At 64.1% G+C, this 24,777-nt stretch carries 25 protein-coding genes; 16 read left to right on the top strand and 9 right to left on the bottom strand.

What is annotated here, in order from left to right:
• Positions 1–3 precede the first annotated feature (3 nt).
• Complete coding sequence (locus tag AC1RWL_RS24565) at positions 4–1,011, bottom strand: calcium-binding protein (protein ID WP_493095779.1); 1,008 nt, start codon at positions 1,009–1,011, stop codon at positions 4–6.
• A gap of 278 nt (positions 1,012–1,289) precedes the next feature.
• Between AC1RWL_RS24565 and AC1RWL_RS24560 the strand changes: the two genes are divergently transcribed.
• Together AC1RWL_RS24560 and AC1RWL_RS24555 are read left to right on the top strand one after the other, a co-directional pair.
• Positions 1,290–2,648, top strand: coding sequence for a putative bifunctional diguanylate cyclase/phosphodiesterase (locus AC1RWL_RS24560; protein WP_256118512.1), 1,359 nt, complete (start codon positions 1,290–1,292; stop codon positions 2,646–2,648).
• A gap of 115 nt (positions 2,649–2,763) precedes the next feature.
• Positions 2,764–3,099 (top strand): PilZ domain-containing protein, encoded by a 336-nt coding sequence (locus AC1RWL_RS24555; protein ID WP_256118513.1) that lies wholly within the window; start codon positions 2,764–2,766, stop codon positions 3,097–3,099.
• Here AC1RWL_RS24555 and AC1RWL_RS24550 read toward each other — a convergent pair.
• Positions 3,096–4,022 (bottom strand): LysR substrate-binding domain-containing protein, encoded by a 927-nt coding sequence (locus AC1RWL_RS24550; RefSeq protein WP_256118514.1) that lies wholly within the window; start codon positions 4,020–4,022, stop codon positions 3,096–3,098. The two genes, AC1RWL_RS24555 and AC1RWL_RS24550, sit on opposite strands and share 4 nt — an antisense overlap.
• Positions 4,023–4,110: 88 nt before the next feature.
• Between AC1RWL_RS24550 and AC1RWL_RS24545 the strand changes: the two genes are divergently transcribed.
• Both AC1RWL_RS24545 and AC1RWL_RS24540 read left to right on the top strand, forming a co-directional pair.
• Positions 4,111–5,652, top strand: a complete 1,542-nt coding sequence (locus AC1RWL_RS24545; protein WP_493095778.1) for a trimethylamine methyltransferase family protein — start codon at positions 4,111–4,113, stop codon at positions 5,650–5,652.
• Between the two features lie 8 nt (positions 5,653–5,660).
• Entirely contained in the window at positions 5,661–7,709 is a 2,049-nt protein-coding gene (locus tag AC1RWL_RS24540) for an oxidoreductase (protein ID WP_493095777.1), read from the top strand.
• 91 nt (positions 7,710–7,800) lie between these two features.
• Here the strand turns inward: AC1RWL_RS24540 and AC1RWL_RS24535 are convergent, their stop codons facing one another.
• The 5 genes from AC1RWL_RS24535 to AC1RWL_RS24515 form a co-directional block, all read right to left on the bottom strand.
• Positions 7,801–8,514, bottom strand: a complete 714-nt coding sequence (locus tag AC1RWL_RS24535; protein ID WP_256118517.1) for a PRC-barrel domain-containing protein — start codon at positions 8,512–8,514, stop codon at positions 7,801–7,803.
• Positions 8,515–8,659: 145 nt separating this feature from the next.
• Positions 8,660–9,544 (bottom strand): SMP-30/gluconolactonase/LRE family protein, encoded by an 885-nt coding sequence (locus AC1RWL_RS24530; RefSeq protein ID WP_493095776.1) that lies wholly within the window; start codon positions 9,542–9,544, stop codon positions 8,660–8,662.
• On the bottom strand, positions 9,541–10,179 hold the full coding sequence (locus AC1RWL_RS24525; protein WP_256118519.1) for a 2-dehydro-3-deoxy-6-phosphogalactonate aldolase: 639 nt from the start codon (positions 10,177–10,179) through the stop codon (positions 9,541–9,543). Before AC1RWL_RS24525 ends, AC1RWL_RS24530 begins: the two co-directional genes overlap by 4 nt.
• Before the next feature lie 14 nt (positions 10,180–10,193).
• Entirely contained in the window at positions 10,194–11,111 is a 918-nt protein-coding gene (locus AC1RWL_RS24520) for a 2-dehydro-3-deoxygalactonokinase (protein ID WP_493095775.1), read from the bottom strand.
• A complete protein-coding gene (locus AC1RWL_RS24515) occupies positions 11,111–11,872 on the bottom strand; it encodes an SDR family NAD(P)-dependent oxidoreductase (protein ID WP_493095774.1) in 762 nt (253 codons plus the stop codon). Before AC1RWL_RS24515 ends, AC1RWL_RS24520 begins: the two co-directional genes overlap by 1 nt.
• Before the next feature lie 105 nt (positions 11,873–11,977).
• Here AC1RWL_RS24515 and AC1RWL_RS24510 point away from each other — a divergent pair, with 105 nt between their 5' ends.
• The 12 genes from AC1RWL_RS24510 to AC1RWL_RS24455 all read left to right on the top strand — a co-directional run bounded on the left by AC1RWL_RS24510 (position 11,978) and on the right by AC1RWL_RS24455 (position 23,562).
• Positions 11,978–12,772: an IclR family transcriptional regulator gene (locus AC1RWL_RS24510; RefSeq protein WP_493095773.1), complete on the top strand. Its 795-nt coding sequence runs from the start codon at positions 11,978–11,980 to the stop codon at positions 12,770–12,772.
• Between the two features lie 262 nt (positions 12,773–13,034).
• On the top strand, positions 13,035–13,772 hold the full coding sequence (locus AC1RWL_RS24505) for a helix-turn-helix transcriptional regulator (RefSeq protein WP_439629792.1): 738 nt from the start codon (positions 13,035–13,037) through the stop codon (positions 13,770–13,772).
• An 84-nt stretch (positions 13,773–13,856) separates the two neighbouring features.
• Entirely contained in the window at positions 13,857–14,600 is a 744-nt protein-coding gene (locus AC1RWL_RS24500; RefSeq protein WP_439629794.1) for a helix-turn-helix transcriptional regulator, read from the top strand.
• Between the two features lie 102 nt (positions 14,601–14,702).
• Positions 14,703–15,902, top strand: a complete 1,200-nt coding sequence (locus AC1RWL_RS24495) for an Mrp/NBP35 family ATP-binding protein (protein ID WP_493095772.1) — start codon at positions 14,703–14,705, stop codon at positions 15,900–15,902.
• A gap of 141 nt (positions 15,903–16,043) precedes the next feature.
• Positions 16,044–17,024, top strand: a complete 981-nt coding sequence (locus AC1RWL_RS24490; protein WP_439629798.1) for a magnesium transporter CorA family protein — start codon at positions 16,044–16,046, stop codon at positions 17,022–17,024.
• 14 nt (positions 17,025–17,038) lie between these two features.
• Complete coding sequence (locus tag AC1RWL_RS24485; protein ID WP_439629800.1) at positions 17,039–18,940, top strand: potassium transporter Kup; 1,902 nt, start codon at positions 17,039–17,041, stop codon at positions 18,938–18,940.
• A 453-nt stretch (positions 18,941–19,393) separates the two neighbouring features.
• Positions 19,394–20,548 carry a cell wall hydrolase gene (locus AC1RWL_RS24480; RefSeq protein ID WP_493095771.1) on the top strand — a complete coding sequence of 385 codons (1,155 nt, stop codon included), beginning with the start codon at positions 19,394–19,396 and terminating at the stop codon, positions 20,546–20,548.
• 272 nt (positions 20,549–20,820) lie between these two features.
• Positions 20,821–21,216, top strand: a complete 396-nt coding sequence (locus AC1RWL_RS24475; RefSeq protein ID WP_493095770.1) for an AtpZ/AtpI family protein — start codon at positions 20,821–20,823, stop codon at positions 21,214–21,216.
• Positions 21,217–21,277: 61 nt separating this feature from the next.
• Entirely contained in the window at positions 21,278–22,030 is a 753-nt protein-coding gene (locus tag AC1RWL_RS24470; RefSeq protein WP_256118529.1) for a F0F1 ATP synthase subunit A, read from the top strand.
• Between the two features lie 66 nt (positions 22,031–22,096).
• The gene (locus tag AC1RWL_RS24465; protein ID WP_024270186.1) at positions 22,097–22,324 is read left to right on the top strand and encodes a F0F1 ATP synthase subunit C; all 228 of its coding nucleotides are present in this window, start codon (positions 22,097–22,099) and stop codon (positions 22,322–22,324) included.
• Positions 22,325–22,412: 88 nt separating this feature from the next.
• Entirely contained in the window at positions 22,413–23,066 is a 654-nt protein-coding gene (locus tag AC1RWL_RS24460) for a F0F1 ATP synthase subunit B (RefSeq protein ID WP_256118530.1), read from the top strand.
• Positions 23,067–23,076: 10 nt separating this feature from the next.
• Entirely contained in the window at positions 23,077–23,562 is a 486-nt protein-coding gene (locus AC1RWL_RS24455; RefSeq protein ID WP_256118531.1) for a F0F1 ATP synthase subunit B, read from the top strand.
• Positions 23,563–23,689: 127 nt separating this feature from the next.
• Here the strand turns inward: AC1RWL_RS24455 and AC1RWL_RS24450 are convergent, their stop codons facing one another.
• Both AC1RWL_RS24450 and rnhB read right to left on the bottom strand, forming a co-directional pair.
• Positions 23,690–23,866 (bottom strand): hypothetical protein, encoded by a 177-nt coding sequence (locus AC1RWL_RS24450; RefSeq protein WP_256118222.1) that lies wholly within the window; start codon positions 23,864–23,866, stop codon positions 23,690–23,692.
• 104 nt (positions 23,867–23,970) lie between these two features.
• Positions 23,971–24,621 carry a ribonuclease HII gene (rnhB, locus tag AC1RWL_RS24445; protein WP_493095769.1) on the bottom strand — a complete coding sequence of 217 codons (651 nt, stop codon included), beginning with the start codon at positions 24,619–24,621 and terminating at the stop codon, positions 23,971–23,973.
• Positions 24,622–24,777 lie beyond the last annotated feature (156 nt).

Raw genomic sequence — 24,777 nt, 5'->3', positions numbered from 1 at the left:
TTCTTAAAGGATAAAGTCGGCCTTGGCGAAATCGATGAGTCCGGTGAAACCGATCGCGAAGTCGGCCTTGCCGTCACCATTGACGTCGCCATAGACATAGGTTTCATTCGAGTACTGCTTGAAGCGCAGTTCCCCGGCCTTGTTGTGGAAACCACCGTCGCCGACGAATTTGAACGCTTGGTTGCCGCCCGATTTCGTGCTGGCGTCGATCGCCGACAAGTCGATGCGGTCGCTCGATCCTTCGGAAAAGTCCCAGATTTTGTCGCGGCCGGCTTCCTTGACGGTCGAATCCGTAATCGATTTGAACACAAAGATGTCCGGGCCGGAACCTCCAGCCATGAAGTCCGCCCCCTTGCCGCCCTCCAGCGTATCCTGCCCGGAACCGCCGAGCATCGTGTCGCTGCCGGCGCCGCCTTTGAGGATGTCGTTGCCAGAATCCCCGTACATCTCGTCGGCGCCACTTTCGCCGTTCAGGACGTCCTTCCCACGGTCGCCGTGCAACCTGTCGTCATCCGCGCCGCCGGCGAGGGAATCGTTGCCGTCGCCGCCCCGGAGTATGTCAGCGTCATTGCCGCCACCCAGAAAGTCGTCGCCGTCGTTTCCAATGAGATTGTCTTCGCCATCATATCCGCGAATGACGTCGTCACCCTTGGCGCCGCTGATGTAGTCGTCTTCGACAAACAGCAGGTCCATCACCTTCGCGATTGTAGAGTTGAGCTTGAAGTCGTTGAGGGAGAGCGCATCCAGAGCAATTTCAGCTATTAGCTCACCGCTTGCGTTGCGGAGCTGAAAATAGTCGAAATCCACGTCCAATCCGTCGATCGTTTCCGAGAAACTGAAAAACCTCGCTGTCAAGGTCTGGCCGCTAACCATCAGTGTGGCGGAGGCGGTCCCATCGGCGTTGAACGTGACACTGTTAGCGGCGATGTGTTTCGCGAAAAGCGCAACTGTTTCCGTAAGGCGCGCGGTGGAGAAATCTCCGATTGCAGAATAAGTCTGTATATTTGACATAGGCTTTCCTCCGCCGGGAAATATTAGCATTTTTCGCACGATATTTCGCGCTTCGTGTTTTTTGCAGGCTTTTCAAGTATATTTTTCTAAAGTCAGAGATTGCATCTCCTCTCTAACGTGTCAAGCCGCTCGCGCCGGATACAACGCAGGCGCGTCAACTCCCCAGATTTGGGGAGGCGTGAGGACAGGAGTGACGATCGTTTGATATGCTTTTGTTAACGATCATGCCTCATCGTGAAGCGGTCGTCGGAGGTCGAGGCAAGTACGGGAAATCATTGATGAAGTCTGCTAATCATGCGGCGCTGGATGTTTCCCAGACTGACCTCCATGCCATGGCCTATACCGACCCGCTGACCGGGCTCGGCAATCTCTATCGCCTGCGTGACAAGGTCCGCCAGATCGCCAAGGAGCGCGAGGAAGATCCCGCACCCTTCGCCGTCGGCATCGCCAATCTCGACGGCTTCAAACCCATCAACGACCTGTTCGGCCCGCGTGCGGGCGACGAGATCCTTTGCCAGGTCGCCCACCGGCTCAAGGCCTGCATTCCGGATGGCGCCACCGTCACTCGCCACGGCGGCGACGAGTTCGCCTTCGTGCTGCCGCTGGTCTTCGAGCGCAAGGGCGCCGAGAAGATCGGCCAGATGCTGCGCGAGGTGCTGTCCGCGCCCTTCGATCTCGGCGACCGCAACGTGCGCCTCTCCGCCTCCTTCGGCTTTTCCATCTATCCCTTCGCCGGCGAGGATTTCACCGAACTCCTGAAGAGCGCCGATACAGCGCTCTACCGTTCCAAGCGTCGCGGCCGCGGCCAGATCACGGTCTATTCGCAGGAAATCGCTCAGGAGATGAAGCGCGCGACGCAGCTCGAACAGGCGCTGCGCAATGCCATCATCGCCAACGAGGTGGATGTGCATTTCCAACCGATCGTCAGCCTGCGCGACGATACGGTCGTCGGTTTCGAGGCCTTGGCGCGCTGGTGCGATGCCGATCTCGGCTACGTCTCGCCCGCCGTTTTCGTGCCGCTCGCCGAAGAGCGCGGCTTCATCGATGCCTTGTCGGACACGCTCTTGCGCAAGGCGGCGGAAGCGGCGCTTTCCTGGCCGCGCGAGCTGTTCCTGTCGTTCAACCTCTCCTCCGCCCAGCTGATGGACCCGAAGACGGCCTTCAACACGCTGGCGATCCTCAACCGCGTCGGGCTCGATCCGCGCCGGCTGGAGCTGGAGATCACCGAGACCGCGGTGATGACGGATGCCGACACGGCGCAGAAGATCGTCGGCGAGCTGCGTGCTGCCGGTGTTCGCATTTCGCTCGATGATTTCGGCACCGGCCAGTCGAGCCTCGGGCGGCTTCGCGATTTCACCTTCGACAAGGTGAAGATCGACCGCGCGTTCGTCTCGCGCATCTCCAACGACAAGGCCTCCGAGCACATCATCAAGGCGATCGTCGCCATGTGCGAAGGCCTGGACCTTGCCGTGGTCGCCGAGGGCATTGAGGATTTCTCCGAGGCGCTCAAGCTGAAGGCACTCGGCTGCGGCATGGGGCAGGGCTATTTCTACGGCAAGCCGGCCGATGCCGTCGCCACCATGCGCTACCTTTCCGACCGCTATGTCAGCATCGAAGGCCGCGCCGCCTCCGCCTGACGATTTGTCTCCGAATAGGGCAGTTCGGTAAAATTGCACGCTTTCGTTTAGCGGAGCGGCAAACACTCCTCATTATGGTGAGCTCCATTGAATGAATTCGTGAGTGGAGCCGCGGATGACCACCATCAAGGATATGCCCGTCAGGGCCGCCAGCCGTTCGAATGTGCGTATTTTCGCGACGGTGCACGTCATGCACCAGTCGACGCGCGGCCGTGTGGTCGATCTGTCGGAAAACGGCATGGCGCTCGACCTGGAAAAGCCGGTGCAGGCGATACCGGGCCAGCTCGTGACCATCGAGAGCGAGGAACTCGGCAGGCTTAGCGGCACGATCCGCTGGTTCCGCAACGGCCGCCTTGGTATCCAGTACAAGCTGTCGACCAATGCGCTGGCGCAGATCACCTCCTATTTCCGCTTTTTCCACGAAGAGGTGCGCCCGGTCCTGCGCCGCTAGGCCTCGCCGGCCCGGCTTTGCCGACCTTCCTCAACCAGCCAGTCGCGCACCCGCCGGGCCGGGCCGTTCAATTCCCGCGAGCGCGGCCACACCACATAGAACGCTTCCTCCATCCGCAGCACATGGCCGCCGACGGTGACGAGCGCGCCCGAGCGCACCTGCCCCTCGATGAGGTGCTGCCAGCCGAGCGCGACACCTTCCCCCGCCAGTACCGCCTGGATCACCAGCACATAATCGTTGATCGACAGCCGCCGGGCCTGTGACGGATAGCGCACGCCGGCGCTGGCGAACCATTCCGGCCAGTCGCAGGCGGCCCTGACCGGCTCCTCCAGATGGATGAGCGGCAGTTTCAGCAGTTCCTCCGGCGTCTTCGGATGCCCGCGGCTTTCGATGAAGGCGGGGCTCGCCACGGCGGTGATCACCTCCGGCGCAAGCAGCGCGGCGTGGTAGCGCGGCCATTTTGCCGGATCGCCGCCGCGAATGCCGAGCGGGATCGGCTCTTCGTCGAGGTCGAGATCGCGCACGCTGGTCTGGATGCGCAGGTCGACATCCGGCAGGTCGGCGCGCAGCTTGCCGAGCCGCGGCAGCATCCACATCGAGGTGAAGGCGGTGGAGGCAGCGAGCGTCACATTCGCCTCCCGCCCCTTGGCGCGGATATCCTCCGCCGATTTCTGGATGCGCGACAGGCCGAGCGTCACGTCGGCGTGGAAACGCTCGCCGGCGTCCGTCAGCTCCACCGCGCGATGGACGCGGTGAAACAGCGCGACGCCGAGCTGTTCCTCCAGGTTGCGCACCGCATAGGAGACGGCGGCCTGCGTCATGCCGAGCTCGCTTGCGGCACGGGTGAAATTCTGGTGCCGCCCGGCGGCCTCGAAGATGATGAGGCTGGAGGCGGAGGGGAGTAGGCGGCGCAGCGTTTCCATAAATACAGCTTATAGTCTCGGTAAGTTTTTTCCAGCGTTACAGCGGGATTTTTCGCGCCTAGCCTCGGTTCAAATTATGGAGGCAAGCATGGGCGAGGCAGCGACGATCGAAGCACCGGCACGGCGGACGAGGGGAACGCGTCGGGACAACAGCGCAAAGCCGCTCGGTGTGCCCTATATCGTGCGCGGCATCCCGACCTATGACGTGTTGTCGGAGGAAAACCTCCTGAAGATCGAGGGTGCCGCGGACCGCATCCTCGCCGAGGTCGGCATCGAATTCCGCGACGATCCCGCGACGATCGAGCACTGGAAGCGCGCGGGCGCCAAGGTCGAAGGCCTGCTCGTGCGTTTCGAGCCCGGCATGCTGCGCGAGATCGTCTCCTCGGCGCCCGCCGAATTCACCCAGCACGCGCGAAATCCCGCCAACAACGTGCAGATCGGCGGCAACAAGGTGGTCTTTTCGCCCGCCTATGGCTCGCCCTTCGTGATGGATCTCGACAAGGGCCGGCGCTACGGCACGCTGGAGGATTTCCGCAACTTCATCAAGCTCGCCCAGTCGAGCCCCTGGCTGCACCATTCCGGCGGCACGATCTGCGAGCCGGTCGACATTCCGGTGAACAAGCGCCACCTCGACATGGTCTACAGCCATATGAAATATTCCGACCGGCCCTTCATGGGCTCGATCACCGCGGAAGATCGCGCGGAGGATTCCATCGACATGGCGCGCATCCTGTTCGGCGCCGATTTCGTCGATAAGAACTGCGTCATCCTCGGCAATGTCAACGTCAACTCGCCGCTCGTCTGGGACGGCACCATGACGAAGTCGCTGCGCGCCTATGCGCGCGCCAACCAGGCCGCCGTCATCGTGCCCTTCATCCTCGGCGGCGCCATGGGTCCGGTGACGAATGCCGGTGCCATCGCGCAATCCTTCGCCGAAACGCTCGCGGGCTGCGCGCTGACCCAGCTTGAGCGCAAGGGCGCCCCGGTCATCTTCGGCAACTTCCTGTCGTCCATGTCGTTGCGCTCCGGCTCGCCGACCTTCGGCACACCGGAGCCCGCCATCGGCTCCATGGTCGTCGGCCAGCTCGCGCGCCGCCTGAAGCTGCCGCTGCGCTGCGCCGGCAATTTTTCCAACTCCAAGCTGCCGGATGGGCAGGCCATGCAGGAAGGGCTGATGTCCATGCTGTCGGCCGTGCATTGCGGCGCGAACTTCATCCTGCATTCCGCCGGTTTCCTGGATGGCCTGCTCGCCATGTCCTATGAAAAATTCGTCATGGACGCGGATCTCTGCGGCGCGCTGCATTCCTATCTCGCGGGCGTCGTCGTGGACGACAACACGCTTGCCATGGATGCCTTCCTGCAGGTCGGCCCCGGCAGCCATTTCCTCGGCTGCGACCACACGATGCGCAACTACCAGACGGCCTTCTGGGATTCGATGCTGTCCGACAACGAGCCCTTCGAGAAGTGGAGCGAGGAGGGCGGCTCGACCGACATGGCGACGCGCGCCAATCGGCAGTGGAAAAAGACGCTCGCCGAATATGAAGCGCCGCCGCTGGATATCGCCATCGACGCGGCGCTCTGCGACTATATGGACCGCAAGAAGGCCGCCATGGCAGATGCGTGGTATTGAGACTTGAAATGACGCCATCGAAAGACCCGCTGCTCCAGCCCTATCGGCTGAAGCACCTGACGCTGAAGAACCGGATCATGTCGACCTCGCACGAGCCGGCCTATTCCGAAGACGGCATGCCGAAGGACCGCTACCGGCTCTACCACGCCGAAAAGGCCAAGGGCGGCATGGCGCTGACCATGACGGCGGGCTCGGCCATCGTCTCGGAGGATTCCCCGCCCGCCTTCGGCAATCTCTACGCCTATAGCGACGAGATCGTGCCGTGGCTGAAGAAGATCGCCGACGACTGTCATGAGCATGACTGCGCCGTGATGATCCAGCTCACCCATCTCGGCCGCCGCACCGGCTGGAACAAGGGCGACTGGCTGCCGGTGCTCTCGGCTTCCTCCGTGCGCGAACCCGCCCACCGGGCCTTCCCCAAGGAAATCGAGGACTGGGACATCGAGCGCATCGTCGGCGATTACGCTGCGGCCGCGCAACGCATGCAGGCCGCGGGCCTCGACGGTATCGAGTTCGAAGCCTATGGCCATCTGATGGACGGCTTCTGGTCGCCCGCCACCAACCGGCGCGACGACGAATACGGCGGTTCGCTCGACAATCGCCTGCGCTTTTCCGACATGGTGCTGGAGGCGGTGCGCAAGGCTGTCGGCCCGGATTTCATCGTCGGCATCCGCATGGTGGCGGATGAGGACTGGGACATCGGCCTGTCGAGAGAGGAGGGCATCGAGATCGCCCGCCGGCTTGCCGGCTCCGGCAAGGTCGATTTCCTCAACATCATCAAGGGCCATATCGACCACGATGCGCACCTGACCAACGTCATCCCGATCCAGGGCATGGCCGCCTCGCCGCATCTCGATTTTGCCGGCGAGGTGCGGGCCGCAACGAAATTCCCGGTCTTCCACGCCGCCCGCATCGCCGATGTCGCGACGGCCCGCCACGCGATCGCCGAGGGCAAACTCGACATGGTCGGGATGACGCGCGCCCACATCGCCGATCCGCATATCGTGAAAAAAATCGAGGAAGGCAGGGAGGCGCAGATCCGCCCCTGCGTCGGCGCCACCTACTGCCTCGACCGCATCTACGAGGGCGGCGGCGCGCTCTGTATTCACAACGCGGCGACCGGCCGCGAGGCGACCATTCCTCACGTCATTTCGAAGACGACCGGCCCGGTCCGCAAGGCCGTTGTGGTCGGCGCCGGCCCGGCGGGGCTGGAGGCCGCCCGCGTGCTCGCCGAGCGCGGCCATGCCGTCGAGGTGCTGGAGGCGACCGGCGAGGCCGGCGGCCAGATCCTGCTCGCCGCCCGCAACCCGCGCCGTAAGGAACTGGTCGGCATCGTCGACTGGCGGCTTGCCGAACTGGAACGTCTTGGCGTGCCCGTTCACTACAACGTCTTTGCCGGCGGCGACGATGTGCTCGCCCTCAACCCCGATCTCGTCGTCATCGCCACCGGCGGTATCGCGCAAAACCCGGAGCTGGAAGCGGGCGACGACCTGGTCGTGTCGAGCTGGGACATCATCGCCGGTACCGTCCGGCCGGAAGGCCCGGTGCTGCTCTACGACGACAACGGCGCGCATAGCGGCATGACGGCGGCAGAACTGATCGCCAAATCGGGTGCCGAGCTCGAAGTGGTCTCGCCTGAACGCTTCTTCGCGCCGGAAATCGGCGGCATGAACCACGTTCCCTATGCCAAGGCTTTCGCGGAGAAGAATGTCCGCGTCACCATCAACACACGGCTGAAATCGGTGCGCCGCGACGGCAATGCGCTGGTGGCGACGCTCTGTTCCGACTTCTCGCCGACCGCCTCGACCGAACGCCGCGTCGCGCAGGTCGTGGTCGAGCACGGCACAATGCCGATGGCCGATCTCTATTTCGAGCTGAAGCCCCTGTCGTGCAATCTCGGCGCCGTCGACTACAAGGCGCTGATCCGCCAGGAAAACCCCATCGCGGCCCGCAACCCGGAGGGCGCCTTCGACCTCATCCGCATCGGCGATGCCGTCCACAGCCGCAACATCCACGCCGGCATCTACGATGCCCTGCGATACGGGGTGTTGTTCTAGGCCACGCACGAAAAAACCCGGTGGCGCAGGGGACGCCACCGGGCTGGAGAGGTCAGAAAGTACCTGCCGGATTATTCAACCGGCTGGGCGGTTATTCAACCGGCTGGGTGGTGGCCGGGGCCGTGCCCGTATCGGTCGTCGACGAGGTCGTCGAGGTGTCGACCGGGGTCGTGGCCTGGCGTTCGGCTACCTGCTGCGCCGTGGTCTTGAATTCCGGCGCGGCCTGCAGGCTTTCGGCGGTTTCGGTCGTCGTGAGCTTGACGTCATCCGTGTCCGGAACCTGTGCGATCGAGATCTTCTCGAACGGAACCGCAACCCACTTTTCACCGATGCCCAGGAAGCCGCCGACACCGACGATGGCTGCGGAAATACCGCCATCCTTCTCCATGATCAGGTCGGAGATCTTGCCGATGCTTTCGTCCGCGCTGTTATAGACAGCCTGGCCGATATAGGTGTTGGCGCTGATCTGTTCCGGCGACTGGGCCGTCAGGTAGTCCCCACCGGCGGCTGGAGCCTGGGCGGTGTCTTCCGTGGCGGTTGCCGGCGTTTCAGCCGTATCCTGGGTTGCCGTACCGGTGGCCGGCGTCTGGGCCGTGTCGTCGGTCGGGGTCGTCGTCGGGTTGGCGGCGGTGTCGCCAGGCGTCGTGCCCGTCGCGTCATCGCCCGGCATTACGGCCGGCTTTTCCATGGTCTGGGTTTCACCGGCGGCCGGCTGGGTGGTGTCCTGCGCATACGCTGCCGGAGCAAGAGCCGCGCCCAGGAAAACTGCACCAGCGGCAACGGAAGTAAGAAGCTTGTTGGTCATTTTGGAACCTGCCTTTCGTCTCGTTGGCATCAAGGCGCGGCGGAGGTTTTGAAGTGCCCGTCCGCACCGGCTGATGGACAAGGAACGGCGACCCCCCGGTTTGGTTCCGATAAAAATTGCCTCGTTTTTGATTGCAGCTATGCGTCTAGAGCAGGAATTTCGGTTCGAATCGCCCCTTTACCGCGATGCCGAGTTCGAAGGTCTGGCCGGCATGCGGATCGGCCAGACGCCGCGCCGCATCGAATCCCGCCCAGGCGGATGTCACCAGCATGCGGTCGGCCTTGCTGCCGATGAAGGCCGGGCAGGTCGCCTGCGACGCGGGCACGAGATGGCGCGCGATCTTCGTCCCGTCGGGCTTGTAGACCTCGACTGCATTGCCGCCCCAGCGCGCGTTCCAGATGAGGCCGTCCGCATCGCAGACCGAGCCGTCGATGCCGCCGGCATTGACGGTTTCGTCGCTCAGCACCTCCGGCTGGCCGACCGGCAGGCCCGTTGCCGGGTCGAGCGCCACGCGCATCAGATGATTGACGCCCGTATCCGTGAAATAGCCGATGCTGCCATCCGGCGAAAAGCAAATGCCGTTGGGAACGGTGATGTCGGAATAGAGCCGTGTGACCGTGTCGCGCGCCACATGATAGATCGCGCCGGATCGCTTCTCCTCGCCGCGCCCCATCGTGCCGACCCAGAGCGAACCGGAGGGATGCACGCGCCCATCGTTGGAGCGGTTATGCGCCTTGTCTTCCAGCGTGGCGAAGGGAGTGAGCTTGCCGTCCGCGGTGGCGCGGATGAAGAGGCCCTGGTCGGAAACGATCAGCTGGCGCTCCGCATCGATGACGGCGAGCACGCTGCCGAGGAAAGGCAGATCGTGCACGACCTTGGTCATGGTCGCAAGATGCAGCTCGTGCAGCTTCTTTCCCTTGATGTCGAACCACAGCGCCTTGTCGGTCGCCGGATCGTAGGTCGGGCCTTCGCCGAGTTCGCTGGCGACGTCGCACAGGATGCGACCGTTAAAGGAATGGGTCTCGGTCATCGGTTTCCTCCATAGACGGCATCATAGGCCTCGATCGTCGCTTTTGCCCGGGCGCGCACCTCGTCGGCGCCCATGCCCACCTTGTAGAGGCTGGAGCCGAGGCCGAAGCTGCGCACGCCGATGGCGGCATAATCGGCAAAGTTCTTCTCCGAAACACCGCCGACGGCGGCGATTTCCAGTTCGGCCGGCAGCACAGCGCGGATCGCCTGGATGCCGGAAGGGCCGAGCACGCTGGCCGGGAAGAATTTGAGGCCCGTGGCACCTGCGCGCGCGGCCGCAAGCGCCTCGGTGGGCGTGAAGACGCCGGGCATCGTCACCATGCCCCGGGCGGCGGCGGTGGAAATCACCTCCGGGTCGACATTCGGGCTCACCATCAGCCGCCCGCCGACATAGGCAAGCTTGCCGACATCCTCGACGGTGAGCACCGTGCCGGCGCCGATCAGGCAGCCTTCCGGCGCCATCTTCACGGCGATCTCGATCGACTTGAAGGGTTCGGGCGAGTTCAGCGGGATCTCGATCGCCGTCAGGCCGGTCTCGATCAGGGCGCCGACGACCGCCTCGGTCTCGCTCGGCTTCAGGCCGCGCAGGATGGCGATCAGCGGGTACTTCATCGGGGGGAAGGGAATGCGGGACATCTTGTTTTGCTTTCTCAGAGGGACCAGAGCGCCTTGGCGCCCGCGGCAAGGCCGTTGCGCACCGCGCTGTCGGCATCGATGATGGAGGGGGAAAGGCCGGCGGCAGCAAGCGCCTCCTTGTAGAGCGCGCCAAGCCCGCCCGAGACGACGAGCGCGACTGGCGTGCCGGCGGCGACGAGCGAGAGGGCACCGGCGATCTCCAGGCCGATCAGCGTGCCGGAAAGCCGCGCTTTGGCGTCTTCCGGCGAAAGGCCGGCGATCAGCGAGCCCGCGCGCACGGAAAACAGCTGGCTGGTGGCGATGGCGGGGTTGGCGACCATGCGCGTCACGGCATCGCGAAACGCAGCGCTGCCGCCCGAAATCGCGCCGGCATCGGCGATGGCGTGGCTGAGGATCGTGTGCTTGGCGATGGTCTCGAAAAGCTCGCCGGTCATGAAGGTGGAGAAGCCCTGCACCTTGCCGTCGGAGAGGCGCACCCATTTGCTGTGCGTGCCGGGCATGCAGACGAGGTGGTCGCCGCTGCCGAGTTCGCCGGCCGCCCCCAGAAGCTGCGTCTCCTCGCCGCGCATGACGTCGGGCGCCGCCGCATCGCGCTGGGCAAGGCCGGGCAGGATGCGGATATCGGCCTCGGTTCCGGGAATGCGCACGGCGGCAGCGGGAATGGCGGAAAGCGCCGCCGGCGTATCGAGATAACCGGCCTCGACCCAGCCCTGCTTGGCGCCGGCCATGCCGCAGATCAGCACGGGCAGGCCGGCGGGTGCGGCGATTGCCGAAAGATGGCTTGCCAGCACGTCGGCAAAGCCGGTGCGCGCGGCGGTCGTCATGCCTTCGCCGCTGCGGCGCTCGGCGATCACGCCGCCATCGCGGCCGATGAGCCAGAGGCGGAAGCTGGACGTTCCCCAGTCGACCGCGACATAAGCGGGTTCGGTCATCAGAGCATGCCTCCATCGACGATAAGCGTCTGTGCGGTGATGGCGGCGGAGGCTTCCGACGCCAGGAAAAGACAGGGGCCGACCATGTCGTCGGCCGTCAGGGATCGCTTCAGGCATTGCCGCTCGATACCGTCGGCCATCGCCGCCTCGTCGATCCACAGGCGCTTCTGGCGCTCGGTCAACACCATGCCGGGCAGGATGGCGTTGACGCGGATTTTCTCCGGGCCGAGCCGGCCGGCAAGCGACTTGGTGAGGCCGACGATGCCGGCCTTGGCCGCCGCATAACCCGGAAACTCGCCCATGTTCAGCAGATAGGCGATCGAGGAGAAATTGACGATCGCCCCGCCGCCGGCCTGGCGCATGAACGGGGCGACGGCCTGCGCGGCGAAGAAGTGGGGGCGCAGGTTGACGGCCTGGTTGTCGTCCCAATAGTCCGGTTCGACGGTGTCGAAATCATGCCGGTCATCGCGCGCGGCATTGTTGACGAGCACGCGAATGCCACCAAGCACCGCCGCCGCCTCGGTGACCGCGCTGCGCAGGGCCGCGATATCGCGCAGGTCCGCCCGTATGAAATGCGGGATATGGTCGACTTTGCCGTCAAGCTCGGAGACGAGCGCGCGGCTCTCCGCCTCGGCAATGTCGACGAAGGCGACGCGCGCACCCTCGGCAGCAAAACCCGCCACCAGTGCCGCCCCGATGCCCGAGCCGCCGCCGGTGATGAAAACGCCCTGTCCTGCGAGGTCCGGATAGCGGCCCGCCATCGTCACGCTCCCGATATAAATTCCATTATTTGGAACTGAGTTTGATTATTCGGAATTATTCCGTTACTATACGCCCGTGTCAAGGGATCGGCGGGAGCTGCGACAATGGAACCGGAACGGCAGGACGAGGGTGGTGCGGGCACCGGCACGCTCGGCAAGGCGATCGCCGTGCTGGAGACGGTGGCGCTGGCCGATCGCCCCATGCGCTTCACCGACGTGCTCGCTGTCAGCGGCCAGCCGCGCGGCACGCTGCACCGCCAGCTTTCCCATCTGTTGCAGGAAGGGCTCCTGGAGTTGCGCCCGGACCATTCCTATACACCCGGCCTGCGCCTGTTGAAACTCGCTTCCGCCAGCTGGGCGCGCAACGAATTCCGCGCCGTCGCCGCCCCCTTTCTCGAAGCGCTGCACCGGGAGACCGGCGAGACCGTGCATCTCGGCGTCCTGCGCGGGCGGGAAATCATCTATCTCGACAAAGTGGAGAGCCGGCAGGCCGTGCGCATGAATTCGCAGATCGGCAATGCCTCGCCGGTCTATTGCACCGGCGTCGGCAAGGCGGCTTTGTCCGTGCTCGATGCGCCAGCGCTCGACGCCATCCTGTCGGGCCTGGAATTCCGCCGCTTTACGCCGCAGACGCTCGCCGACCGGGCGTCGCTTCTCGCTGAACTTTCGCAAATCCGGGCGAGCGGCATAGCCTTCGACCGGGAGGAGCACGAGCCCGGCATCCGCTGCGTCGCAGCCCCGGTCTTCGATGCCGGCCGCGCGCTTTTCGCAGGCGTTTCGGTGACGGGGCCGGCCTACCGGGTCGGGCAGGAGCAGCTCGACGGCTGGGCGCCGCGCGTCAGCCATGCGGCCCGCGCCATCACGGCGGAACTGGCGGCTCGCCTCGGCCCGCAACGGTAGGTCGAGGCTTGAGGTACGTAAGTGATCGCACGGTTGTCTTATGCCCCCATTTTACGGTAAATTAGAAAATCGCGCTGGACGCGGGGTGGGGGCACCATTAGCTTCCCTCTCGGCCGGCTCAGATTTGCGTCGCTCACCCGCGAACTTGAGGCGCGGTTCATCTTATATACTTGCATTGGGATACGGGGGTTCCTGAAGCAAGCAGTGCATCGTGTCGGCATGTTTTGCCGCACGTTCGCGTGCGTGCTGAAGGAAAATGGATATGGCGGATCGATTTCACACGACATCTGCACAGCTTCGGCATCGCTGGGACGTCAGTCCCTCGACTCTGGGCTCGGAGGAGGATGTTGCCGAGACGCTGGATGGCCTCGCCAAGCATTATGGCTTTCGCAGCTACCTGCTGATCAACGTTCCTTCCGAAACGTCGACCGATTTCTCCTCCAACGTGCTGCTGACGTCCTGGCCGGACGAGATGCTCAAGACCTACGACCATGCCGGCCTGATTTTCGGCAGCCCTGTCATCGAACGCCTGCGCCAGAGCACCAACCCCTTCACCTATGATTCGGACCGCACGAACCGCCGGCGGATCGATGGCAAGGCGGCGATTGCGACCGGCCTCTTCGATCGGCACGGCCTGTCGCGCGGGGCCTATTTCCCGGCGCACAATTCGGCCGGCCTTCGTGGCGCGCTTGCCTTCGGCGGCACGCGCGAAACCCTCAATCCGCGTGAAATGGCCGAGCTCAACGCGGTCGCCAACCTCATCTTCACCGAGGTGGTCGACCTGCGCGCCGGTCGCCGGCAGAACGTCTCGCTCTCGCGTCGCGAGATCGAGTGCCTCTCCTGGGCTTCTGCCGGAAAAACCAGTGTCGAGATGTCGGAAATTCTCGGCCTGTCGGAATATACGGTCAACCACTATCTCAACCGGGCGACGCGCAAGCTTGATGCCGTCAACCGGGTCCAGGCGGTCGCAAAAGCGATCCGCGCCGGACTTTTGAACTGATGCACAAAAAAACCTTGCGATTTTCTGGAACACGTGCGGCTCGGCTCCAGTTGCTCAAGGCCAAGAACAAAATTGCGGGGGACCATGACAGCTGACGAGACAAGCAGCACCGACAACCAGCTACAGGACGAGGGCAGCGACATCGCCGCCCTCGAAACGCAGTTCGATATCGTGCGCTATATGCGGCGCAAGTGCGAGGAATACGGGCTCAAATTCTTCATCGTCTTCAACCTGCCGGGCTTCGAGGCGGAAAAGCTGTCGGCCTATTCCATCGTCAGCAACTGGCCGCAGGAAATTCTCGGCAAATACGATGCCCTGCGCATGGTGCGCCACTCCGCCGGCATCCGGAAGCTGCGCCTTACCACGGTGCCTTTTACGTATGACATGCGCGAATGGATCGGCGAATCCTCCGAACAGGCGGATTTTACCGAACTGCTCGACGTGATGACCAATCACGGCATGCTGGTCGGCCATTTCTTCCCGGTTCACGATGCGCTCGGCAATCGCGGCGCGGTCGTCTGGGGCGGCGAAGGCCCGACGCTGGCGCGCGACGACCGGCTGATGCTGCAGATGATTTCCGTGCATCTCTTCAACCGGCTGGCCGAGATCGGTGCGGCGTGGAAATCCGGCCAGGTGGTGCTCACCGAACGCGAGATCCAGTGCCTGAGCTGGACGGCGGCGGGCAAGACGAGCCTGGAGATCGCCGAAATCCTCGGCCTTTCCGAGCACACGGTGAACCACTATCTCAACCAGGTCACCCGCAAGCTGGAAGCGGTCAACCGCACCCAGGCCGTGGTCAAGGCGATCCGCCGCGGGCTGATCGCCTGAGCTTTCTGTCGCAGGGAAATTCGTTTGGCGATGGCCGTCCCGTACACTATCTACGGGGGCAGGGCTGTGGTTTGACGCCACGACAGGACGATCGAGGGTTTCATGACGGATGTAAGCAAGGAACAGGTGCTGGAACGGTTGCGCACGGTGCGCGGGCCGGAGATGGACGGCAATATCGTCGATCTCGGTCTCGTCTCGGACGTCTTCATCTCCGACGGCAAGGCCTATTTCTCCATCACCGTGCCGGCCGACCGCGCCCGTGAGCTCGATCCGATGCGCGCCGCCGCCGAACGCGTCGTCAAGGAAATCCCTGGCATCAAGGCCGCCATGGTGGCCTTGACCGCCGACAAGCGCGCCGCCACCGGCCCCGCCGCCGCGCGCGCACCCACTCCGCCGCCGCCGGGCCGCGGTGACGCCGGCCATTCTCATGCCGGCCACTCCCACGCAGACCACGCCCATGCCGCGCAGGCCCAGCCGCAGCAGCGCGCAAAATCCGGCATTCCGGGCGTCGGCGCCATCATCGCCGTTGCGTCGGGCAAAGGCGGCGTCGGCAAGTCGACCACCGCGGTCAACCTGGCGCTGGGGCTCAAGGTCAATGGCCTGCGGGTCGGCATCCTCGATGCCGATATCTACGGTCCCTCCATGCCGCGGCTTCTCCAGATTTCCGGCCGGCCGCAGCAGATCGACGGCCGCATCATCAAGCCGATGGAGAATTACGGCATCAAGGTCATGTCGATGGGCTTCCTCGTCGATGAGGAAGTGGCAATGATCTGGCGCGGCCCGATGATCCAGTCGGCGCTGATGCAGATGCTGCGCGAGGTCGCCTGGGGCGAGCTCGATGTGCTCGTCGTCGACATGCCGCCGGGCACCGGCGACGCCCAGCTCACCATGGCCCAGCAGGTGCCGCTCGCCGGCGCCGTCATCGTCTCGACGCCGCAGGACCTCGCGCTGATCGATGCGCGAAAGGGTCTCAACATGTTCAGCAAGGTCGAGGTGCCGGTGCTCGGCATCGTCGAGAACATGAGCTATTTCATCGCGCCCGACACCGGCAACCGCTACGACATCTTCGGCCATGGCGGCGCACGCAAGGAGGCGGAACGCATCGGCGTGCCCTTCCTCGGCGAAGTGCCGCTGACCATGGATATCCGCGAGACGTCCGATGCCGGCACGCCGGTCGTCGTCTCCAACCCGGACGGTGCGGCGGCAAAGACCTACCGCGCCATCGCCACCCGGGTCTGGGAGGAACTGCAGGCGGTGCAGGGCAAGGGTGGGCGCGGCGCCCCGGCCATCGTCTTCGAATAGGCGAACCTTTCGGTCCCCAACCGCGTTCAGCGCCGTGAGCTTGATTTTTATGTTGCGCCGCGCAATATGCGCGGCCAACCCCGCCACAGGCGGCGTTCAATCAGGAGTGTGAGCGATGGTCCGTTCCGGAGCCATTCGCCGGTGATCACGGTTTTCCGTCCCAACGGCGAGGCATGCACCCTGCCGGCGGAAAGCGATTCCGCTGCCGCCGAGATTCTCGATCGTGCCGTGTGGGTGGACCTGACGGAGCCGACCCGCGAGGACGAGGCGCTGATCGAGAAGGCGCTCAGGATCGACGTGCCGACCCGCGACGAACTCAAGGACATCGAGCCGTCGAGCCGCCTCTACACCGATGGCAACGCGACCTACATGACTGCCTCGCTGATGGTGAAGGCCGAAAGCGACCTGCCGCACCTGACCGACGTCGCCTTCATCCTGACGCCAGACAGGCTTTTGACCGTGCGGTATGCCGAGCCGCGCTCGTTCTCGCTGTTCAAGGCCGGCATGCACCGCATCCCGGGTGGCTGCGCCTCGCCGACCGTGCTCATCACGCGGCTCCTCGAAACCATCGCCGACCGCACCGCCGAAATCCTGGAGATCGCGGTCGGTCGTGCCGACAAGCTCTCCCTTGAGGTCTTCGGCAACCACCATCTCAGCCGCCGCCCGGCGCACTACCTGGAAGACCGCGTCGTGCAGGTCTCCGCGCTGCACCGGCTTGTGGCCAAGGCGCGCGACAGTCTCATGTCGCTCTCGCGCATGCTGACCTTCCTGCACGGCGTGCCGGCGCTGCAATCCGACCGCGAGAGCCTCGAACTCTGCCGCACGGTGACGCGGGACGTGCAGTCGCTGTCCGAACATGCAAGCTTCGTCGCCGGCAACATCACTTTCCTGCTCGATGCCTCGCTCGGCCTCATCAATCTCGAGCAGAACGCCATCATCAAGATCTTCTCGATCGCCTCCGTCGTGCTGCTTCCGCCGACGCTGATCGCCTCCACCTACGGCATGAACTTTGAATTCATGCCGGAACTGCACATTGCCTATGCCTACCCGCTGACGCTAGCGGCCATGCTGCTGTCGGCAATCCTCCCGTTCTTCTTCTTTCGCTGGAAAGGCTGGCTCTAGAGCCTGATCGCCCCATGCACGAACACGCCGGTAGCGCCCCGCATTCCCACAACAGGGCGCGCACACTGTTCCTTCTCGCCCTCGGCTCCGTCGGCGTCGTTTATGGCGATATCGGGACGAGCCCGCTTTACGCCTTCCGCGAGGCGCTCCGCCCGGTCGCCGACGACGGCGTTTCGCGCGTCGAGGTGATCGGCCTGATCTCGCTGATGATCTGGACGCTGACGATCATCGTCACGCTGAAATACGTGCTCTTCCTGCTGCGCGCCGACAACCACGGCGAGGGCGGCACTCTTTCCCTGCTTGCGCTGCTCACCAAGACCGCGGGCAACCACGCCGCCGTGCTGTTCTTCCTGGCGGCCGTCGGGGCGGCCCTCTTCATCGGCGATGCGATGATCACGCCGGCGCTCTCGGTTTTGTCGGCCGTCGAGGGTTTGAAACTGGTGACGCCGACGCTCGGCGACTATGTCGTGCCCATATCGGTCGTCATCCTGGTGATGCTCTTTGCCGTGCAGTCCTGGGGCACGGCCGCCGTGTCGAAATTCTTCGGTCCGATCACGGCCATCTGGTTCATCGTCATGGGCATTGCCGGCCTCAACCATATCAGCGACGACCTCGGCATCCTTGCGGCCTTCAACCCCTACTACGCCGTGCTTTTCATGCTGAGCGAAGGTTATGTCGGTCTCGTCGTGCTCGGCGCCGTCTTCCTGACGGTCACCGGCGCGGAAGCGCTTTATGCCGATCTCGGCCATTTCGGCCGCCGACCCATCCAGTGGGCGTGGTTCTGTCTGGTCTTCCCGGCGCTGACGCTGAACTATCTCGGCCAGGGCGCGCTGGTGCTTGCCCATCCCGAGACGATCTCCAACCCGTTCTTCCTGATGTTCCCGAAATGGGCGCTGCTGCCCGTCGTCATCCTGGCGACGGCGGCCACCATCATCGCCAGCCAGGCGGTCATCACCGGCGCCTTCTCGCTGACGCGCCAGGCGATCCATCTCGGCTTCCTGCCGCGCATGGAAATCTTCCACACCTCGGAAACCCAGACCGGCCAGATCTACCTGCCGGGGGTCAACACGGTACTGCTGTTCGGCGTGATGATGCTCGTCTTCATCTTCGGCTCGTCCGAGGCGCTCGCGACCGCCTACGGCATTTCGGTCACCGGCGCGATGGTGGTGACGACCGTGCTCGCCTTCGAGTTTCTGCGCATGCGCTGGCGCTGGACGCCGCTCGCCGCGACCGCCGTGCTCTTGCCGCTCTTCCTGCTCGAACTGACCTTCCTCGGCGCCAACCTGCTCAAGGTGCATGACGGCGGCTATGTGCCGGTGACGATCGCCGCCGGCGTCGTCGTGCTGATGTGGACATGGACGCGCGGCACCCGCATCCTGCGCGACAAGACACGGCGCATCGAGGTGCCATTGCCGGCCTTCATCAAATCGGTGGAAAAGCAGAGCGCGCATGCGCCGGTGCAGGTCACGGGAACCGCGATCTTCCTCACCAGCGATCCGGATTTCGCACCGGCCGCCCTGCTGCACAATATCAAGCACAATCACGTTCTGCACGAGCGCAACTTCATCCTGACCGTCAAGACCGCCAACACGCCGCGTGTCGTTCCTGCCGAACGATTCTCGGTCGAGAAGATTTCGGAGCGCTTTACGCGAATCGAAATGCGCTTCGGCTTCATGGAGACGCAAAATGTCTCCCATGCGCTCGGCCTGATGCGAAAGGCGGGGCACAAGTTCGACATCATGTCGACCTCGTTCTATCTCGGCCGCCGCAAGCTGGTGCCGGATGCCGAATCGGGCATGCCGATGTGGCAGGACCGGCTGTTCATTGGCCTCGCCAATATCGCGACCGATCCCTCCGATTACTTCCGCCTGCCGACCAACCGCGTCGTCGAGCTTGGCTCGCACGTCGTCATCTGACGAAAATGTGAAGGGGAGGTGACTGGCCTCCCCGTATTCTCGGCGAACCTTGCCACATCCTCGACGTCATCCTCGGCCTTGAGCCGAGGATCCATATTTCTCAGCGGCTTATGGATGGTCGGGTCAGGCCCGACCATGACGGAGGAGAGGTTTGCGGGCCCCGCCGGCTGTGAGCATATGGCTATCCTCCCCCAATGCGGTTTATCAGCATTAACCAACCATCAAGGTTAATGCTTCATTTTACCCTGACAACGAGCCGCTTCGGGCCCGTGCTTCGGCGCGGCAGGGCTCCCATACAGTCAGTTTCGGGCAGGAAGACACGCCATCGCATAGTGGCGGCGTGCCTGCGCATGCGTGCGGAGTGAAAAGTTGCGTAAGCGTAGCATTCGTCATGCAGGGGCAGGGCGCTTCCTGGCCTTCCTGCGGCAGTTCCGGCAAGGATGCACAGCGGAATTGCGTGAGACCCTTGCGAAGCGGGAATGGAAAATCCCGCTCGTTGTCGGCCTCGGCATCGTCGCCGGCTTTCCCACCCAGGCGGCCCATACGGACCTCGCCACCTACCTTTCCGGCCTCAACCGCAAGGGCGGCAACCAGACCATGGTGCTGACCCGCTCGCCCGCCGGCTCCATCCACGAAGTCGAGATCGCCTTTGCCGACGCCATGACCACCGGCGGCATCGAGAGCGGTGCCGGCGTGGAACTGCCGGGCGGTGTCAAGGCGGCGCTGCGCAGCGAGCACAAGGGCAAGGGCGGCATTCCCGACGAGGACCGCGTCAACCGCCGCGACAAGAAGGGGCGCATCATCGCGGTCCTGCCGGTCACGCCGCCGAAGGGTTTTACCGCCGGCTCCATCCTGGAGCGCACCAGCGCGATCTTCTCGCCGGTCTTCGACACCGGCGAGCGCATGGCCTTCGCCAAGCCGCAGATCAAGGGCAAGGAAATCGAGATCGCCACGGCCTTCTACAAGAAGAAGCCGGTCCATAAGGACGAGGGCCTCTCGCCGATGATCGCCAGCCTCGTCACCAGCGACAAGGCCGACGTCCTCGCCACCGCCTATGCCCGCGTCGAGCCGGATTACGCCCGGGAATCACCCTTCGATTCGATCCTGAAGCCGAACAAGGAGCTTGGTCGCTTCATCCCCGATATCTCTCCGGAAGACCACGCCTGGGCCGCGACCCCGCTGCCGGCCGGGGTCTTCACCGCCAAGGAACAGAAATGCCTCGCCGAAGGCATCTATTTCGAGGCGCGCGGCGAGGAGGTGAAGGGCCAGGCCGCCGTGGCGCAGGTCATCCTTAACCGCGTGCGCAACCCAACCTATCCGAACACCATCTGCGGCGTCGTCTACCAGAACGAAAACTGGCGCAACCGCTGCCAGTTCTCCTTTGCCTGCGACCGCATTCCCGACCTGATTCTTGCCCCCTGGCACTGGAAGACCGCCAAGGAGATCGCCATGGCGGTCACCGCGGGCAAGATCTGGCTCGACGACGTCGGCTCAGCCACGCACTACCACGCGACCTATGTGAAGCCGCCGTGGGGGCGCACCATGAAGCGGGTCGCCAAGATCGGCCAGCACATCTTCTACCGCACCTATGGCGGCGGCTGGAGCTGAGGGGCGCGCTGTCGCGGCTCAAGGGTGAGTCCGCGCGCAAGCGGAAACGATTCCCGGGACGATCGGTCGCGCCTCCGGCGTGATTCCCGATAATTTATTGATTTTCTTCAATATATTTGCTGTGGCGCAAAGCTTCGCCATGCCTTGACTATGCTGGCACCTAAAACTATGTTGCGGCCGACTTCGAAAGGGGTCGGATATGGCTTGAATCCTAGCCTTCAATATGTCCGCAATGGGGCGAAAGCTCCGGCGGGAACGAACGGGAGGACGCCATGGCCGATCAGCAAAAGGGAAGTCTGGAAGACCGGCTGAAGCGCCTGGACGCGGAACTCGCGGAACGGCGCAAGGACGACGGGGCGGAACAGGCCGCCGAGGCGCGGGCATCCGAGAGCCGCAAGGGCTACGCGGTGGCCATGAAGCTCTCGAGCGAGTTCGTCGCTGCCGTCATCGTCGGGGCGCTTCTGGGCTATCTTTTGGACCATTTTGCAGGTACAGGGCCGTGGGGGATGATCGTTCTTCTGCTCCTCGGCTTCTGCGCCGGCGTTCTGAACGTCATGCGCGCGGCTGGCATGGTGGCATCGCCCCATCCGGTCGACAGGCTGGCCGGGCGCGATCCCGGCAAGGCCGGGAGCGGGCGGAAAGAAACCGAGACGAAGGATGGCGCCTGAGGGTGCGGTCCACTTAATGGGTGACTTCCGCCGCAAGGCGGGCAAGCGAGAGAGATAAGCGGTGTCCAACGATCCGACCCATCAGTTCCTGGTCAACAAGATTGTTCCGATCGAAATCGGCGGTATCGATTTCTCGTTCACCAATGCCTCGCTCTTCATGGTCGCCACCGTCGCGGTCGCCACGGGCTTCCTCTACTTCACGACCGGCCAGCGCGGCCTGGTCCCGAGCCGCATGCAGTCGGTCTCGGAAATGTCCTACGAGTTCATCGCCTCGATGCTCCGGGAAGGGGCGGGCAGCCACGGGATGAAGTTCTTCCCGTTCGTCTTTTCGCTCTTCATGTTCGTGCTGACGGCAAACCTGCTCGGCATGATGCCCTACTTCTTCACCGTCACCAGCCAGATCATCGTCACCTTTGCGCTGGCGCTGCTCGTCATCGGTACGGTCGTCGTCTACGGCTTCTACAAGCACGGTTTCGGCTTCCTCAAGCTCTTTGTGCCATCGGGCGTGCCCGGCGCGCTCCTGCCGCTGGTCGTCTCGATCGAGGTCATCTCGTTCCTCTCGCGTCCGATCAGCCTCTCGATCCGTCTTTTCGCCAACATGCTGGCGGGTCACATCACGCTGAAGGTTTTCGCCGGCTTCGTCACCTCGCTCAGCGCCCTCGGCGCCGTCGGTGTGGTCGGCTCGATCCTGCCCCTTCTCATGACCGTCGCCCTGACCGGTCTCGAATTCCTCGTGTCGTTCCTGCAGGCCTATGTCTTCGCAGTTCTGACATGCATGTACCTCAACGATGCCGTGCATCCGGGTGGTCACTAAGGAAACAGTCGCCGGCGCCTTCGGGCGTCGCTCATAAGCCGCAACAACCCATTCAAGGAGTTCATCATGGAAGCGGAAGCAGCAAAGTTCATCGGCGCAGGTCTTGCCACGTTCGGTCTCGCCGGCACGGCTCTCGGCCTCGGCAACATCTTCGGCAACTACCTTGCCGGCGCTCTGCGCAATCCGTCTGCCGCTGACAGCCAGTTCGGCCGTCTCGTATTCGGCTTCGCCGTTACGGAAGCTCTGGGCATCTTCTCGCTGCTCATCGCTCTCCTCCTCCTCTTCGCCGTCTGATATCGGCCGAGGACTGGACCATGGCCCGACAGGGCCGTGGTCCATCGTACGTTTCGTACATGATTGAGAATGCCCCCTGGAGGTCAGCATGTCTGTGACCTTGGCATCGGCCGAGTCCACCCCTTTCGAAATCGCCCAGGCGGCAACCTCTGCGGAAACGCATGAGACCCCTGCGGACGCGCATGCGGCTCAGCCGGCAGGCGAAACGCACACCGAAACGGGTGTGGCCCATGGCGACGAACACGCCACCGGCGTCTTCCCGCCTTTCGACCAGACCACCTTCGCATCGCAGCTCCTCTGGCTGGCGATCACCTTCGGTCTGTTCTACCTTCTCATGTCGAAGGTCGTCATCCCGCGCATCGGCTCGATCCTCGAGACGCGCCATGACCGCATCGCGCAGGATCTCGACGAAGCCTCGCGCCTGAAGGCCGAAGCGGATGCCGCGATCGCTGCCTACGAGCAGGATCTCGCCACCGCCCGCGCCAAGGGCAATGCGATCGCCTCGACCGCCCGCGACGAAGCCAAGGCCAAGGCCGACGCCGAGCGCGCCAAGATCGAAGCCTCGCTGCAGGAAAAAATCGCCGGTGCCGAAACCCGCATCGCCGAAATCAAGGCCAAGGCGCTCGCCGATGTCGGCGCCATCGCCGAGGAAACCACGGCAGCCGTGGTCGAGCAGCTGATCGGCGCCAAGGCCACCAAGGCCGAAGTCGCTTCGGCCGTCAAATCGGCCGCAGGCGAATAAGGAGCATCCCATGGCATTCGACGCAACATTCTATGCCTTTGTCGGCCTCCTGCTGTTCCTGGCCCTCATCGCCTACCTCAAGGTTCCGGGCATGATGGCCAAGGGCCTCGACGCCCGCGCGGAAAAGATCCAGAACGAGCTGGCGGAAGCCAAGCGCCTTCGCGAGGAAGCCCAGCACCTGCTCGCGGAATACCAGCGCAAGCGCAAGGATGCCGAGGCGGAAGCCGCCAGCATCGTCGCCGCCGCTGAACGCGAGGCGAGCTTGCTCACCGCGGAAGCCAAGCAGAAGACCGAGGAATACGTCGCCCGCCGCACGGTGCTCTCCGAGCAGAAGATCAAGCAGGCGGAAGCCGACGCGATCAACGCTGTGCGCGCCGCCGCCGTCGACCTCGCAGTCGCCGCCGCCGAAAAGGTCATCGCCGCCAAGGCCGATGCCGCAACCGGCAAGGCACTCTTCGACAACGCCATCAGCGAAGTGAAGACCCGCCTCAACTGAGGTTCTTCCGCAGCATGATTTGAAAAAGGCCGGAGCAATCCGGCCTTTTTGCTGTTTGGGCCGGACGGCAAAAGACCCGGATGCAGGGGAACATCCGGGCCTTCGGGGAGGTCAGCGGTAGTGATGCTTACTTGCAGATCTTGATCTTCTTGACGATCAGGTTGCCGTAGTAGTCGTAGGAATGGATCTTCTTGACGAAGCAATGCGGCTTGTAGCCGTAGCTGTAGTAGCCGGCCTGCGAAGGGGCGGCGAAGGAAACAGCGGCGACGAGGGCGATGGTGGCGGAAACAATGATCTTGCGCATGGGGGTCTCTCCTGATCTCTGTGAGGGATGAGCCTCTCTCATCCAGTGACCAGACTTTCCCATATCGCTTGGACGCCCGCTGTTCCGGATGGAACAGGGCGGGACTATTCCTGCTTGAGCGGGCGAAAACTCATGCGGTGCAGCCGGCAGGGGCCGATGGCCTGGATGGCCTTGCGGTGGACCTCGGTGGCATAGCCGGCGTGCAGGGCGAAGCCGTAGCCGGGGAAGGTGGCTTCCGCACGCGCCATCATGCGGTCGCGCATGACCTTGGCGACGATCGAGGCGGCGGCGATGGAGAGCGAGCGGGCGTCACCCTTGACGACGGCGCGGCCTTCGCAGGCAAGGCCGGGCGGCACGTCGCGGCCGTCCGCCAGAACCAGCTTGGGCGTGACCTCCAGGCCGGCGACGGCGCGGCGCATGGCATCGAGGCTCGCCTTGCGGATGTCGATGACGTCGATGCGGCGCGAGCAGCTGGAGGCCACGGAGACGAAGGCCGATTGCATGATGAGCGTGAAGAGCTGCTCGCGCTTCGCCGCGCTCAGCTGCTTGGAATCGTTCAGCCCCTCCGGAATGTTGTCCGGATCGAGCACCACGGCCGCCGCGACGACGGGGCCGGCGAGCGGGCCGCGGCCCGCCTCGTCCGTGCCGGCGACCGGCCAGAGGCCGCGCTTGCGGGCGGCAAGCTCCATCAGGAAATCCGGCCCTTCGGGCAGGTCGAAAAGAAGGCGGGAATCGGAGGATGCGGGACGGGACATGCGGCGAACCTCGCACATCCGTCCGATTCCCTGCAAGTCCCCCGGCAGGAGGCGGATGCCGGAGGAGCAACCGGCACGCCCGGGGAAGACGTGCCGGAAGATGATGCCGGGCGCGAACGCCCGGTCGAATGTCGTTGTCGCGCGACCCGGGAACGC

The sequence above is a fragment of the Shinella sp. GW821-FHT10F02 genome, from assembly GCF_058809275.1.
This window is presented reverse-complemented; position numbering and strand designations above follow the sequence as displayed.

Bases quoted from the DNA above. Each gene is read 5' to 3' on its own strand.
- AC1RWL_RS24565 (WP_493095779.1), bottom strand. From the start codon at position 1,011: ATGTCAAATATACAGACTTATTCTGCAATCGGAGATTTCTCCACCGCG.
- AC1RWL_RS24560 (WP_256118512.1), top strand. From the start codon at position 1,290: ATGAAGTCTGCTAATCATGCGGCGCTGGATGTTTCCCAGACTGACCTC.
- AC1RWL_RS24555 (WP_256118513.1), top strand. From the start codon at position 2,764: ATGACCACCATCAAGGATATGCCCGTCAGGGCCGCCAGCCGTTCGAAT.
- AC1RWL_RS24550 (WP_256118514.1), bottom strand. From the start codon at position 4,022: ATGGAAACGCTGCGCCGCCTACTCCCCTCCGCCTCCAGCCTCATCATC.
- AC1RWL_RS24545 (WP_493095778.1), top strand. From the start codon at position 4,111: ATGGGCGAGGCAGCGACGATCGAAGCACCGGCACGGCGGACGAGGGGA.
- AC1RWL_RS24540 (WP_493095777.1), top strand. From the start codon at position 5,661: ATGACGCCATCGAAAGACCCGCTGCTCCAGCCCTATCGGCTGAAGCAC.
- AC1RWL_RS24535 (WP_256118517.1), bottom strand. From the start codon at position 8,514: ATGACCAACAAGCTTCTTACTTCCGTTGCCGCTGGTGCAGTTTTCCTG.
- AC1RWL_RS24530 (WP_493095776.1), bottom strand. From the start codon at position 9,544: ATGACCGAGACCCATTCCTTTAACGGTCGCATCCTGTGCGACGTCGCC.
- AC1RWL_RS24525 (WP_256118519.1), bottom strand. From the start codon at position 10,179: ATGTCCCGCATTCCCTTCCCCCCGATGAAGTACCCGCTGATCGCCATC.
- AC1RWL_RS24520 (WP_493095775.1), bottom strand. From the start codon at position 11,111: ATGACCGAACCCGCTTATGTCGCGGTCGACTGGGGAACGTCCAGCTTC.
- AC1RWL_RS24515 (WP_493095774.1), bottom strand. From the start codon at position 11,872: ATGGCGGGCCGCTATCCGGACCTCGCAGGACAGGGCGTTTTCATCACC.
- AC1RWL_RS24510 (WP_493095773.1), top strand. From the start codon at position 11,978: ATGGAACCGGAACGGCAGGACGAGGGTGGTGCGGGCACCGGCACGCTC.
- AC1RWL_RS24505 (WP_439629792.1), top strand. From the start codon at position 13,035: ATGGCGGATCGATTTCACACGACATCTGCACAGCTTCGGCATCGCTGG.
- AC1RWL_RS24500 (WP_439629794.1), top strand. From the start codon at position 13,857: ATGACAGCTGACGAGACAAGCAGCACCGACAACCAGCTACAGGACGAG.
- AC1RWL_RS24495 (WP_493095772.1), top strand. From the start codon at position 14,703: ATGACGGATGTAAGCAAGGAACAGGTGCTGGAACGGTTGCGCACGGTG.
- AC1RWL_RS24485 (WP_439629800.1), top strand. From the start codon at position 17,039: ATGCACGAACACGCCGGTAGCGCCCCGCATTCCCACAACAGGGCGCGC.
- AC1RWL_RS24475 (WP_493095770.1), top strand. From the start codon at position 20,821: ATGGCCGATCAGCAAAAGGGAAGTCTGGAAGACCGGCTGAAGCGCCTG.
- AC1RWL_RS24465 (WP_024270186.1), top strand. From the start codon at position 22,097: ATGGAAGCGGAAGCAGCAAAGTTCATCGGCGCAGGTCTTGCCACGTTC.
- AC1RWL_RS24460 (WP_256118530.1), top strand. From the start codon at position 22,413: ATGTCTGTGACCTTGGCATCGGCCGAGTCCACCCCTTTCGAAATCGCC.
- AC1RWL_RS24455 (WP_256118531.1), top strand. From the start codon at position 23,077: ATGGCATTCGACGCAACATTCTATGCCTTTGTCGGCCTCCTGCTGTTC.
- AC1RWL_RS24450 (WP_256118222.1), bottom strand. From the start codon at position 23,866: ATGCGCAAGATCATTGTTTCCGCCACCATCGCCCTCGTCGCCGCTGTT.
- rnhB (WP_493095769.1), bottom strand. From the start codon at position 24,621: ATGTCCCGTCCCGCATCCTCCGATTCCCGCCTTCTTTTCGACCTGCCC.